Genomic DNA, 12,050 nt, shown 5'->3' with positions numbered 1-12,050 from the left:
GGGGAGGGGAGAGAGGCCGCGAGCGGGAGGCGGTGGCAACTGCCTCCGGGCGGCGGGAACGGCACCTCGGGTACGGCGGAAACGCCCTGTCACGAGGTGGTCCACAGAAGGAGCCCGAGCCGGTCGAAGACCTCGGCCATGGGGCTCTCGGAGAAAAGCGGCGCCGGCGTCCTTACGACGGGACACGCACACGCGCTGATCGCACTATACCCGTGCGTCTGCTTCGGTCAACATGATGCCGTCCGCATTCATTCCCGCCCCGGCCCCCGAGGAGATCCTTCCGCCGTTCGCTGCGCTGCTAGCCCCTGACCAGCCGTCAGCTCAAAAAACCACCGGCTCACCCCGCAGTCCCCGCCGCCGGGCGCCTTCTAGGCGCAGCCAACGTTGCTCGGCCTGCCCCAACAGGGCGGCCGGGCAGTTCGGGCAGCCGCAGCTGAGCCATCCCTGTGCGCAGGCCCCGCAGTTCGGCACGGGGGCGCCGACGGCCGGTGGCGGCGGGGCCGGCGAGGCGGTGCTGGGGGCCGTGGTCGGCGCGGTCGCGGCCTCCGCCGCCTGGGCGGCCGGCGTCTTCCTGGCCCGAGGACGACTCCTCGCCCACCAGGACCTCTCCGCGGAACGCGCCGCTGGAGGAGAGCTTCTGCAGGGTGAGCCTCATGCAGTTGGAGGGGTGACCTCCGGACCCGGCGGCCGTGGCCCCCGGGCAGCGCGGAGTGTTCAGGCCCGCCCCGCCCTCGCCGCCTCGGCGATCTCGTCGAACCGCGCGCCCATGGCCTCGGCCAACGCCTGCGCGCCGGACAGCGGGCGGACCATGACCATGAACTCGTCGATCAGCCCCTCCTCGTTGACGTGCAGGAAGTCGCAGCCGGTCAGCTCGCGGTCGCCCACCCGGGCCGTGAAGACCAGCGCGTGGTCGGGGGCGGCCGGATCGCCGATCTCCCGGACGTACCGGAAGTCCTCGAAGACCTGCCAGACCGCGCGCAGGATCGCCGCCGTGATCGCCTTGCCGGGATACGGCTTGAAGACGACCGGGCTGGTGAAGACGACGTCCTCCGCCAGCAGCGCCTCCACGGCGTCCAAGTCCCCGGCCTCGACGGCCGCACGGAAAGCGTGCATCGGACCACCTCATGGTCAAGTGAGCGAACAGGTGCCGATGAGACTAGTGCGCGCGGGTGCTCACGGTGCGAGTGCCCGTAGGCTGAGGAGATGTTCGGTCCCGAAGGCCCCTCCGTGCGCGAACTGGCCGTGCAGGCGCTGTCGTCCGTGGAGCGCGGTTACGACCTGCTCGCCCCGAAGTTCGACCACACGCCGTTCCGCACGCCCGACGTCGTCCTGGAGTCCGTGGCGAAGGCCCTCGCGCCGCTCGGCCCGTTCCAGGACGGGCTCGACCTGTGCTGCGGCACGGGCGCGGGCGCCGAGGTGCTCGCCGGGCTGTGCCGCCGCAGCGTCACCGGTGTCGACTTCAGCGCCGGGATGCTCGACGTCGCCCGGTGCCGGGTACGGCCCGCCGGCGGGCCGCGGGTCGCCTGGGTGCGCGGCGACGCCCGGGTCCTGCCGTTCACGGCCGCCTTCGATCTCGTCGTGTCCTTCGGGGCGTTCGGACACTTCCTGCCGCGAGAACTGCCGGGGCTGTTCGCCGGTGTCCACTCCGTCCTGCGGCCGGAGGGCCGGTTCGCCTTCCCGGTGCTCGCCCCGCCGAAGCCGACACAGGCCGGCTTCTGGATGCTGCTCGGCTTCGACGGGGTGATGCGGGTGCGCAACGCGCTGTGGCGGCCGCCCTTCGTGATGTACTACCGGGCCTTCCGGCTCGGCCGGGTGCTCGGGGAACTGGAGCGCGCCGGGTTCGCGGTCGACCTGCACGCCCTGCCCGCGTTCGGGCGGCGCGAGGACGGCAGCCCGCGGGCGAGGCTCGTGGTGGCCCGGCGTGCTCAGCCGGCCGCGGGCAGCGTGAACTCGTAGACCAGGGTCTCCTGTTCGGCGTTCACCACCAGATCGGTGATCTCCAGCGGCCGGGCGTACTGGTCGTGCACCCGCCGGGTCACCCGTACCGAACGCGCGCCGTCGGCCTGGGTGATGGCATCGTGGTGGTGCAGCGACAGACCGGCCTTGCGCATCCAGTCGTAGGCCCGGCGCAGCTGCGCGGGCGTGCTGCCGTCGGCCCGGTCCCGGTAGCGGGCCAGCTCCGCCACCTCGGCCAGCGCCACCGCCGAGAACGACGTCACCGCCGTCCGCAGCGACCGGCCGTCCGGCGTGGCCGACCGGTAGCGGTGCACCAGCGTCGGGCGGTGCGGGGCGAGGCCCAGCGCCCGCGCGTGCTCCTCCGGCGGCGCCTCCCAGGTCACCGTGGCCCGGTCGACCGCGGCCGGGTCCGCCGGGCGGGCGCCCAGCGGAAAGGCCGGCGTCGCCGGCGCCCCGACCGGCCGGGCGGGCAGCGTGGCGTGGCTGCCCCGCCGGTCGGTGGCGATCAGTCCGCCGCGCCGCAGCATCTCCAGCGCCTGCCGGATCGTCTCCCGGCTGACCTGGAAGTGCGCGGCCAGATGTCGTTCGCCCGGGAGCCGTTCGCCCGGCGGGACGGTGCCGGCGCGCAGTTCGTCGAGCAGCAGTGCCGCGATCCGACCGTACAGGGGCCGGCCGTCGCTCGGGTCGGGTTCGTGCGGGGTGGTGCGGGCCATGCCGCGCCCTCCTGGTGTGACAAGACGTAGTCGTGCGGGCTCGTTGCGCGACCAGACTTAGCATTGGTCTAAACCACGAGGGAAGAGCGGCCTGCCGGTTCGACCGAAACCCACCCGCGCGATCCCGGTCACAAGGCGCTGTACAGCGCGTCGATCAGCGCCGCCTTGCGCGGGTCGTCGGCGATGCGCGGCCCCATCCGGTTCATGACGTACCCCAGTGACACGCCCGCCTCCGGATCGGCCAGCCCGCAGGAGCCGCCGAACCCGTCATGGCCGAAAGCGCGCGGGTTCGGGCCGTACGACCCGTGCGGACCGCTCAGCCACAGCCCGAGCCCCACCTCGGTCTCGCCCTCGAAGCCCGCGCCCAGCACCAGATCGCGGCAGCTGCCCTGTCCCTCGCGCACCCGCTCGGCCGCCTCCGGCGACAGGACGCGCTGCCCGCCGTAGGAGCCGCGCCCGGCGAAGACGCCGTAGAGCGCCGCCACCGCGCGGGCCGTGCCGTGCCCGTTCGCCGCGGGGATCTCCGCGGCCCGCCACTCGGGCGTGTTCGCCTCCGCCGCACCGACCAGCGGATTCGCCAGCGCCGCCAGCGCGGCGGGCGGCAACTGCCCGAAGACCGACGCCTGTTGACCGCCGGACATGGCGGGCGGGCGCACCAGCTCGGCCGCCCGGTCCGCCTCCCCGGCCGGCAGCGCGACGGTGAAGTCGATCCCGAGCGGCCCGGTCACCTCCCGCGCCAGGAAGGCCCCCGGCCGCAGCCCCGAGATCCGCCGGACCACCTCGCCGACCAGGAAGCCGTACGTCAGCGCGTGATACCCGGAACGGGTGCCCGGCTCCCACCAGGGCTCGGTCGCCGCCAGCCGGGCGGTGGTCAGCTCCCAGTCGTACAGGTCGGCCAGGGAGTGCGGCTCCCGGAGCCCCGACAGCCCGGCCCGGTGCGACAGCAGATGCCGTACGAGCACCTTCTCCTTGCCCGCGGCGGCGAACTCGGGCCAGTACGCGGCCACGGGCGCGTCGAGGTCGAGCAGCCCCCGGTCGGCGAGCAGGTGCGCGCACAGCGCCACCGGGCCCTTCGTGGTCGACCACACGTTCACCACCGTGTCCCGCTGCCACGGCCGGGTGCCGGCCGCGTCCGCCCAGCCGCCCCACAGGTCCACGACCATGACCCCGTCGACGGTCACGGCGACGGCGGCGCCCAGTTCGTCGCGCTTTAGGAAGTTCTCCTCGAAGGCCTCCCGGACCGCCGAGAAACGCGCGTCGCAGTGGCCGTGGACCTGTGTCTCGTGCGCGGGCATGGCGCCTCCGTCGTCGCAGGGGAACCGGGCCGCGACGCCGCGACCCGGGCTCCCCGAACGTACCGACTGGTCGGACTGGAGGGAAGCCCCCGCACGCCCGCCCCGCGTCTCAGGCGTACGACCTCAGCCAGCGCAGCTTCGCCGCCTCGTGGAAGGGGCCGCCGCCCTCGTGGTCGTTGAAGTCGTAGACCTCTATCGCCTTGTCCTCGTGCGCCCAGGCGTTGAACGCGGCGAACACCGTCGACGGCGGGCAGGTCTGGTCCTCCAGCGCCGCCGAGAACAGCGCGGGCGCCCGGCCCCGGGCCGCGAAGTGCACCCCGTCGAAGTACGACAGCGTGCGCAGCACGTCCGCGGTGCGGCCGCGGTGGGTCTTGAGGAACAGGCCGATCTCGCGGTACGGGTGCCGGTCCGTCAGCGTGGTCGCGCGCGGGAAGTCGCACAGGAACGGCACGTCCGGCGCCACCGCGACCAGGTCGGGGACCAGGCCGCCGACGGCCAGCGTGATGCCGCCGCCCTGACTGGCGCCGATCACCGCGGTCCGCTCGGCGTCGGCCAGCGGATGCGAGCGGGCCGCCTCGACGGCGCGCACCGCGTCCGTGAACACCCGGCGGTAGTAGTAGTTCTCCGGCGCGTCGATGCCCCGCGTCATGAACCCCGGGTACGCCGGCCCCGCGCCCACCGGGTCCGCCGTGCCGCCCCCGGCGCCCCAGGCGCTGCCCTGGCCGCGGGTGTCCATCACGAAGTGCGCCCGGCCCGTGGAGGCCCACAGCAGGTCCTCGTGCGGCAGCCCGCGCCCGCCGCCGTAGCCGATGAACTCCACGACCAGCGGCAGCGGCTCGCTCGCGCCGGCCGGCAGCCGCAGCCAGCCCCGGACCGGCTGGCCGCCGTACCCGGCGAACGTCACGTCGTACACCCGGACCGTCGACAGCCCGGTGTCCACCGGCTCGAAGCGGGCGTCCAGATCGTGCTCGCGCGCCTCCTCGAGGGTCTTGTCCCAGAAGGCGTCGAAGTCCTCGGGCTCGGTGGACTCGCTGCGGTGCTCGCGGAGTTCGTCGAGGGGAAGGTCGAACAGGGCCATCAACAACCGCCTTGGCGAAGGGGGAATGTGTCAGCGTCACCGTACGTGGGAGCGCGGAAGGCTGACCAGTAAGCGTTTGCTCCCTCTCGGCGGCCGGACTGCCGGGCAGGTCAGGCCCGCGGCTGGGTCCACTTCGGTCCCGTCCGGGCCCACTCCCGCTCCCACTCCGCCAGCCGGCGGCGCAGCGCGATCCGGCGCTCGACGGCGTGTCCGAGGAGCACGACGGACGCCGTGCCGCCCGCAGCGACCAGCCCGACGGTCACCGTGTGCTGCCAGACCGCGGCCGCGTTCGGCGGCGGGGACACGCTGCGGCCGCGGGCGTCGAACCACACGGAGACGGTGTCCCCGGTCAGGGTGCCCGCGGGCACCCGCGCCCACGCCGTACGGACGCCCTTGCCGGGCTCGGTCCAGCTGACCCGCGCGCGGTACGGGTAGCCGCGGTCGGTCTGCCCGCCGGACACCCGCTGGGGCGGGTCGCCGATCACCCGCGCGCGTACCTGGTTCCGCTCGGCCCGCTGGGCGGCCGCGAGGTGCTGGGCCGTGTCGTGCGCCCGCAGGCCGGCGGCCACGCCGACCAGGGGCGTGACGACGAACAGCAGGACGGCGGTGATCAGCACCGTCCACGCCTCCACGACGTCCGAGCGGCGCCGCAGCGGATTGCGCCGCCAGCGCCAGCCACGCACCCCGGTACGCATGTCCACCTCCTCGCACCGCCGGAGCCGGAGAGCGGGCGAACCGGGCCTCCCGGTCCGCCACCCCCGCCGCTCGCGCACACGAGCGTCCACACTCGTCTCGTACCCCGTACGGAGCACCTCGCTCATGCCGCCCGGCCGCGAGTTCAAGCCCACCTGAAGCACGGAAGGCGCCACGCGCCCACGGTCGCGCCACCGGACATCGCGCGCACCCCGGGGACCGGCGCGGCGGCTCAGCCGAAGCGCTCGATACGGATCCGGTCCACCGGCTGGCCCGCCGCGACCAGCAGCCGGGAGGCGTGCTCGGCGAACCCGTTGGATCCGCACACATATGCCTCCCACCCACCGGCCGGCGGCTCCGCCAGGAGCGGCGCCACATGTGCTGCCGCCATACGACCGACCGGCACACCCTGGGGCGCGCTGCGGGTGAAGACGGCCGTCGTCTCCGCGCCCAGCTCCGCCGCGTAGATCAGCTCCTCGGGGCTGCGCGCGGACACCAGCATGCGCAGCGGCACCGTGAGCCCGAGCCCGCGGTGGTGCCGCACCATCGACATCAGTGGCACGATCCCGGACCCGGCGCCGAGCAGCAGCGCGGGCCGGTCGCCCGGCCAGGCGAAGAAGCCGCTCAGCGGGCCGCGCACCTCGACCGTGTCACCGGGGCGGGCGACCGTGTGGAACCAGCCCGACACCTCTCCGTCCGGCACATGGCCGAGGGTCAGCTCGATGTGCCCGGAGTCGTCCGGCGCGGAGGCGATCGAGTAGTGCCGCTGCGCCGTGTAGCCGTCCGGCGCGGTCAGCCGCAGCATCAGATGCTGGCCGGGCAGATGCCCCGCCCAGCCCGGCACCGCCAGCCGGAAGGTCGCGGCGCGCGGCGTCTCCCGCCGGATCTCCGCCACCGTGGCGGTCTGCCACACCGCCGCCACCTGCTCACTCACCGCGATCCGCGCGGGCACGGCGAAACGCGGGGCGGGGCGGGCGGGGACGGTGACAGAGGTGGCCGGGACCGCTGCCGGCGCGGCGGCCGTGTCCGGGGCCGGGGCCGGGTCGGTGGCCGTGACCGTGGCCCGAGCGGAAGCCGGGCGCGTCCCGGGGGTGTCCGAGTGTGTCGTCGCCGTGTCAGTCACCGGAGTACCGCTGCTCCTCCCAGGGGTTGCCGCGCTCGTGGTAGCCGTTGCGCTCCCAGAAGCCCGGCTCGTCGTGGTCCAGGAGGGTCAGGCCCGCGATCCACTTGGCGCTCTTCCAGAAGTACAGGTGGGGCACGACCAGCCGTGCCGGACCGCCGTGCTCGGGGGGCAGGGGTGCGCCGTCGTACTCCCAGACGATCCACGCCCGTCCGCCGGTGACGTCGGCGAGCGGCAGGCCCGCGGTGTAGCCGGTGTGGGAGCGGGCGAGCACATGCGTGGCGGACTCACGGGGGCGCACCACGTCGAAGAACGCGTCCAGGCAGACGCCGCCGAAACGCACCCCGAACTTCGACCAGCCCGTCACGCAGTGGATGTCGCCGTCGTACGCCGACGCCGGCAGCGCGTGCGCCGCCTCCCAGTCCCAGGTGTGCGGCCGCTCCACGAGGCCGTCGATGCGGAAGGTCCAGTCGGCCGGTGCGAGGTCGGGGGTGACCTCGGCGGACAGAACGGGCCAGTCCTCGCCCGCGTCGTACTGCCCGGGCGGCAGCCCGGGGTTGTGCACGCGCGGGCGGCCCGTGAAGCCTCGCGTTACGTTCATCCTTCAACCGTACGCGGTCGCTCCGGGTGCTCCGCCCCTGGTCATCCCCCGGATGATTGCAGCCGTATGAACTCTTTCGGGCCCGGGGAATAGCCCTGCGGCGCTTCTCCTTTGCCCTCGGTGCCGGCACCGGTAGACCGGTGGCAGTGCGAGAGAAGCGAGGGAAGAGCATGCCCAAGGCGTACGTCCACACCCGGCACGGGGGACCGGAGACCGAGGCGCTGATCGACCTGGACCGCCCACGTCCGGGTCCCGGCCAGATCCTGATCGCGGTCCGCGCCGCGGGCGTCAATCCCGTCGACTGGAAGCTGCGCGAGGGCTTCCGCCGGCCCGGCGAGAGCGAGCCCGTCTTCCCGCGGGTCTTCGGCAGCGAGGCGGCGGGTGTGGTGCAGGAGGCCGGCCCCGGTGTCACCGGCTTCGCGGCCGGCGACGAGGTGTTCGGCAGCACCGCCGACGGCGGCTACGCCGAGTACGCCCTGCTGACCGCCGGCGTGACCGCCCACAAGCCCGCCGCGGTGTCCTTCCGTGACGCCGCCACGCTGCCGGTCGCCGCCGCCACCGCCTACGACGGCGTCCGCCAGCTGGACCTGCCCGGCGGCGCGACCCTGCTGGTGACCGGCGCGGGCGGCGGTGTCGGCAGCGCGGCCGTGCAGATCGCCCGCGCCTTCGGGCTGCGCGTCGTGGGCGTGGCGAGCGAGGGCAAGCGGGACTTCGTGGAGTCGCTCGGCGCCGTGCACCTGACTTCCGGACCGGATCTGGCCGAGCGGGTGCGGGCCGTCGTACCGGACGGGATCGACGGGGTGTACGACCTGGTGGGCGGGCCGGTCCTCGCCGAGGCCGCCGAGCTGCTGAAGGACCGCAGCAAGCTGGTCACCGCGGGATCGCCGCAGGAGGCCGTCGCCGCGCTGGGCGGCGCCCCCGTCCGGCGGGCCCGTACCGCCGCCGTCCTGGAGGCGGTGGCCGACCTCGCCGCGCGCGGCGCCCTGAAGCCGCACGTCACCCGCGTCTTCCCGCTGGAGCAGGCCGGCCAGGCACTGCGCACCGTGGAGGAAGGACACGCCCTCGGCAAGGTCGTCATCGAGGTGGCCGAGTGAGCCGCATACCCGGTCCCGGCGTCGGTGACGCCATCGCCGCCGACGCTCCGCACGTCCTCGACAACCCCGCTCTCGCCTCGCTGACCGGCCCGCACGCGCACTTCGCCGAGCGGCGCGGCCGGGTGCTGCGCTATCCCGTCGACGTCTCCCCGTGGCTGGCGCTGCCCGACGAACCGGACGCACGGGACTGGGCGGACCTGGCCGCCCTCGCCGGTCCCGGCGCGGAGATACCGCTGCCGGGCTTCCGCGGCGAGGTGCCGGACGGCTGGGAGACCACCTTCCGGATCGAGGGCGTGCAGTTCGTGGACGACCACCTGGCCGCCGCGCCCGACGCGGAGGCGGTCCGGCTCGGCCCGGCGGACGTGCCCGAGATGCTCGACCTGGTGGCCCGCACCCGGCCGGGCCCCTTCCTGCCCCGCACCGTCGAACTCGGCACCTACCTCGGCATCCGCCGCGGCGGCGCGCTGGTCGCCATGGCGGGGGAGCGGCTGCACCCGCCCGGCTGGACCGAGATCAGCGCGGTCTGCACCGACCCCGCCTTCCGCGGCGAGGGCCTCGCCACCCGGCTGATCCTCGCGGTCGCGCACGGTATACGGGAGCGCGGCGAGACGCCCTTCCTGCACACGAGTGCCCAGAACACAGGCGCCATCCGGCTGTACGAGTCCCTGGGCTTCCGGCTGCGCCGCCGCACCGCGTTCCTCGCGGCCCGCGCACCGCAGCGGCTGTCTGACGAGGCGCCGGCGGTTCCGGTGGCGTGAGAGCCCGGCGCGGGCGGTCTGTCAGCCGGAGCCGGTCTCGTCCGGTCCCGCGTTGTAACGCTCCAGGTACGCCGCGAAGCGCACCAGGTCCTCCTCCGGCCAGTTCGCGAGCCGTTCGCGGAAGGCGGCCCGGCGGCTGCGGGTGACCTGGGCGAGGATCTGCCGGCCTGCCTCCGTCAGATGCAGCACCTGGACCCGGTGGTCGTCCGGGTCCAGCCGGCGCTCGATCAGCCCGGCCCGCTCCAGCGCGGCCACCTGGCGGCTGACCGTGGACTTGTCCAGCGCGTAGTGTGCGGCCAGGTCCGTCGCCCGGCGGCCGTCGTGCTCCTCCAGGTGGCTGAGCAGGGTGTACGACACCAGCGACAGCTCGGGGTGCATCCGGCCCGCCGAGGCACGCGCCCGGCGCGCGAAGACCGTCATCTCCCGCTGGATCGTCTCCACGGCCGACTCGGCTGCGCTCACGGAATACCTCCTCCGGCGTTGTAGTTGTATAGTACAACTTGACTGGAAGTTGTAAATGCCAACCAATGGAGGTCGCCCGCGATGAGGTCACCGGCGCTGCGCCATGTGCTCACGCACCTGATCACCCCGCTGCTGATGTGCATAGGCATGGGGCTCGCGTACATGGGGGCCTTCGTGACCCCGGAGCCGCACCACATGCCGGTCGCCGTCGTCGGCACCACCCCGCAGGCGAAGGTCTTCGCCCAGACGGTCAAGGACACCGCGGGTGACAAGCTCGACGTACGCACGGTGGCCGACCGCGCCGACGCCGTCGGCCTCCTGAAGTCCCGCGAGGTCACCGGCGCCTACGTGCCGAGCGCCAAGTCCCCCGAGCTGCTGGTGGCGAGCGCGGCCTCCGACATGGGCGCCACGGCCGTGGAGAAGGTCTTCACCCCCGTCGCCGCCCGGCAGGGTGTCCCGCTGAAGGTCACCGACGTGGCCGAGCCGGTCGCCGACGACCCCACGGGCCAGGGCCTGTTCTTCCTGCTCATCGCCCTCAGCATCGGCTCCTACGCGTCCGTCGCGGCGATCGGCGCGGCGGGCTCCGCCCTCCCGATGCGGGTGCGGGCCCTGTTCGCGCTCGGCGTCTCCGCCGTCGTCAGCGCCATCGGAGCGCTGCTCGCCGGGCCGGTGTTCCGGCTGGCCCACCACGACCTCGCGGGCGTGTGGGGCATGGCCTGGCTGTACTCGGCCGGCATCCTGCTCGTCGGCACCGGCCTGCACACCTTCCTGAAGCGGTGGACCACGCTCGCCATGATGGTGCTGTTCGTGATGCTCAACTTCACCAGCTCCGGCGGGTTGTTCCGCCCCGAGCTGCAGAACGGCTTCTTCGGCACCCTGCACGCCTTCTGGAACGGCGCCGGCTTCGTCGAGGGCGTCCGCAGCCTGCTGTACTTCGGCGGTGACGGTCTCTCGCGCAACGTCTGGACGCTCCTGGTCTGGCTGCTCCTGGGCCTGGCGGTGACCGGCGTGGCGGCCCTGTACGAGCGGCCCCGGCACGCCCGCCACGCGGCCGGCACGACGGCGACCGCGGCACCCGGCGCGCACCCGGCGCCGCACCCGACCGCCGGGGAGGCGGACGCGCGCACGGCCGCGGAAGAGGCCGAGGAGGAGACCGAGGAGACGGTCGGCGTCTGAACCGGCGGACCGCGGCCACCTCCGGCAGCGCGCCGACCGGTTCGGTTTTCCCGCTCGCATCGGGCGCCGTCCCTTGGGGTATGGTGACCGTCCGGTCGCGGAGGTACGCGGCCCCGAGCGCCGAGGAGGTGGGAACCATCACCGCTGTGCCCTCGGGGATGCTCCCCCTTCGTGACGGCGCGGTGCGCCGGCACCGGTGACCGCGGGAGCGCCCCTCGACTCCCGCGCCACGAAAGGCTTTCGGCCTCCATGCCTCCTTCCGGTCCCCCTTCCCCTTCTGCTTCCTCCGCTGCCGCCGTCGTCTCCGCGTTGCGTGCCGCGGGGTGCGTCTTCGCCGAGGACGAGGCGGAGTTGATCCTTGGCACCGCCCGTTCCGAGGACGAGGTGTCCTCGATGGTGGACCGGCGTGCCGCCGGGCTGCCGCTGGAACAGGTCCTGGGCTGGGCCCGGTTCCATGGCCTGCGGGTCGTGCTGGAACCGGGGGTGTTCGTGCCCCGCCGCCGCACCGAGTTCCTCGTCGACCAGGCGTTGGCCCAGACTCCGGACGCACGGGTGGTCGTGGACCTGTGCTGCGGCTCCGGCGCGCTCGGCGCGGCCCTCGCCGCCGCCCTGCACGGGGCGGAGGTGCACGCCGCCGACATCGACCCGGCGGCCGTGCGGTGCGCCCGCCGCAACCTCGCCGCCTTCACCGGCCGGGCCCACCAGGGCGACCTCTACGATGCCCTGCCCCCCGCGCTGCGCGGCCGCGTCGGCATCCTCACCGCGAACGTGCCGTACGTACCGACCGGCGAACTGCCCCTGCTGCCGGCCGAGGCCCGCGACCACGAGCCGCGCGCCGCCCTGGACGGCGGCCCGGACGGCCTGGACCTGCTGCGCCGGGTGGCGGCCGGCGCCCCGGAGTGGCTCGCGCCGGGCGGCTGCCTGCTGTCCGAGACCAGCGAACGCCAGGCGCCCGCCGCCGTCCGGGCTTTCACGGACGCCGGCCTGACGGCCCGTCTGGCGGTGTCGGAGGAACTGTCCGCGCACGTGGTGATCGGCGTACGGCCCCAGGATCCGCCGGGCGCCGGGCAAGGCCCGGCCCGCGCCTCCCGAACGTCCCGCTGA

13 protein-coding genes are annotated in these 12,050 nt (G+C 74.4%); 5 read left to right on the top strand and 8 right to left on the bottom strand.

Annotated features, from left to right (window positions below):
- Window positions 1-714: 714 nt before the first annotated feature.
- The gene (locus ACGFZN_RS03685) at window positions 715-1,113 is read right to left on the bottom strand and encodes a nuclear transport factor 2 family protein (protein ID WP_393856832.1); all 399 of its coding nucleotides are present in this window, start codon (window positions 1,111-1,113) and stop codon (window positions 715-717) included.
- Between the two features lie 90 nt (window positions 1,114-1,203).
- Between ACGFZN_RS03685 and ACGFZN_RS03680 the strand changes: the two genes are divergently transcribed.
- Window positions 1,204-1,956, top strand: a complete 753-nt coding sequence (locus tag ACGFZN_RS03680; RefSeq protein ID WP_393856831.1) for a class I SAM-dependent methyltransferase — start codon at window positions 1,204-1,206, stop codon at window positions 1,954-1,956.
- Here the strand turns inward: ACGFZN_RS03680 and ACGFZN_RS03675 are convergent.
- The 6 genes from ACGFZN_RS03675 to ACGFZN_RS03650 all read right to left on the bottom strand — a co-directional run bounded on the left by ACGFZN_RS03675 (window position 1,926) and on the right by ACGFZN_RS03650 (window position 7,456).
- A complete protein-coding gene (locus tag ACGFZN_RS03675) occupies window positions 1,926-2,669 on the bottom strand; it encodes a GntR family transcriptional regulator (RefSeq protein WP_393856830.1) in 744 nt (247 codons plus the stop codon). The two genes, ACGFZN_RS03680 and ACGFZN_RS03675, sit on opposite strands and share 31 nt — an antisense overlap.
- A 128-nt stretch (window positions 2,670-2,797) precedes the next feature.
- Entirely contained in the window at window positions 2,798-3,964 is a 1,167-nt protein-coding gene (locus ACGFZN_RS03670; RefSeq protein WP_393856829.1) for a serine hydrolase domain-containing protein, read from the bottom strand.
- 109 nt (window positions 3,965-4,073) lie between these two features.
- Window positions 4,074-5,042 (bottom strand): acetylxylan esterase, encoded by a 969-nt coding sequence (locus ACGFZN_RS03665; protein WP_393856828.1) that lies wholly within the window; start codon window positions 5,040-5,042, stop codon window positions 4,074-4,076.
- Window positions 5,043-5,152: 110 nt separating this feature from the next.
- Complete coding sequence (locus tag ACGFZN_RS03660; RefSeq protein WP_393856827.1) at window positions 5,153-5,737, bottom strand: hypothetical protein; 585 nt, start codon at window positions 5,735-5,737, stop codon at window positions 5,153-5,155.
- 230 nt (window positions 5,738-5,967) lie between these two features.
- Entirely contained in the window at window positions 5,968-6,687 is a 720-nt protein-coding gene (locus ACGFZN_RS03655) for a ferredoxin reductase (RefSeq protein WP_393857181.1), read from the bottom strand.
- 163 nt (window positions 6,688-6,850) lie between these two features.
- Window positions 6,851-7,456: a sulfite oxidase-like oxidoreductase gene (locus ACGFZN_RS03650; protein ID WP_393856826.1), complete on the bottom strand. Its 606-nt coding sequence runs from the start codon at window positions 7,454-7,456 to the stop codon at window positions 6,851-6,853.
- Window positions 7,457-7,626: 170 nt separating this feature from the next.
- Here ACGFZN_RS03650 and ACGFZN_RS03645 point away from each other — a divergent pair, with 170 nt between their 5' ends.
- The gene (locus ACGFZN_RS03645) at window positions 7,627-8,550 is read left to right on the top strand and encodes an NADP-dependent oxidoreductase (RefSeq protein WP_393856825.1); all 924 of its coding nucleotides are present in this window, start codon (window positions 7,627-7,629) and stop codon (window positions 8,548-8,550) included.
- Entirely contained in the window at window positions 8,547-9,308 is a 762-nt protein-coding gene (locus ACGFZN_RS03640; protein ID WP_393856824.1) for a GNAT family N-acetyltransferase, read from the top strand. The genes ACGFZN_RS03645 and ACGFZN_RS03640 overlap by 4 nt, the downstream gene beginning before the upstream one ends.
- A gap of 21 nt (window positions 9,309-9,329) precedes the next feature.
- Here the strand turns inward: ACGFZN_RS03640 and ACGFZN_RS03635 are convergent, their stop codons facing one another.
- Window positions 9,330-9,728, bottom strand: a complete 399-nt coding sequence (locus ACGFZN_RS03635; protein WP_393857180.1) for a MarR family winged helix-turn-helix transcriptional regulator — start codon at window positions 9,726-9,728, stop codon at window positions 9,330-9,332.
- A 123-nt stretch (window positions 9,729-9,851) separates the two neighbouring features.
- Here ACGFZN_RS03635 and ACGFZN_RS03630 point away from each other — a divergent pair, with 123 nt between their 5' ends.
- Window positions 9,852-10,946, top strand: a complete 1,095-nt coding sequence (locus ACGFZN_RS03630; protein ID WP_393856823.1) for a hypothetical protein — start codon at window positions 9,852-9,854, stop codon at window positions 10,944-10,946.
- 249 nt (window positions 10,947-11,195) lie between these two features.
- On the top strand, window positions 11,196-12,050 hold the full coding sequence (locus tag ACGFZN_RS03625; RefSeq protein WP_393856822.1) for a putative protein N(5)-glutamine methyltransferase: 855 nt from the start codon (window positions 11,196-11,198) through the stop codon (window positions 12,048-12,050).

The organism is Streptomyces sp. NPDC048192, from assembly GCF_043202415.1.
Lineage (GTDB): Bacteria > Actinomycetota > Actinomycetes > Streptomycetales > Streptomycetaceae > Streptomyces.
Note: the sequence above shows the minus strand (reverse complement) of the source record. Positions and strands in the feature narration are given on the sequence as shown.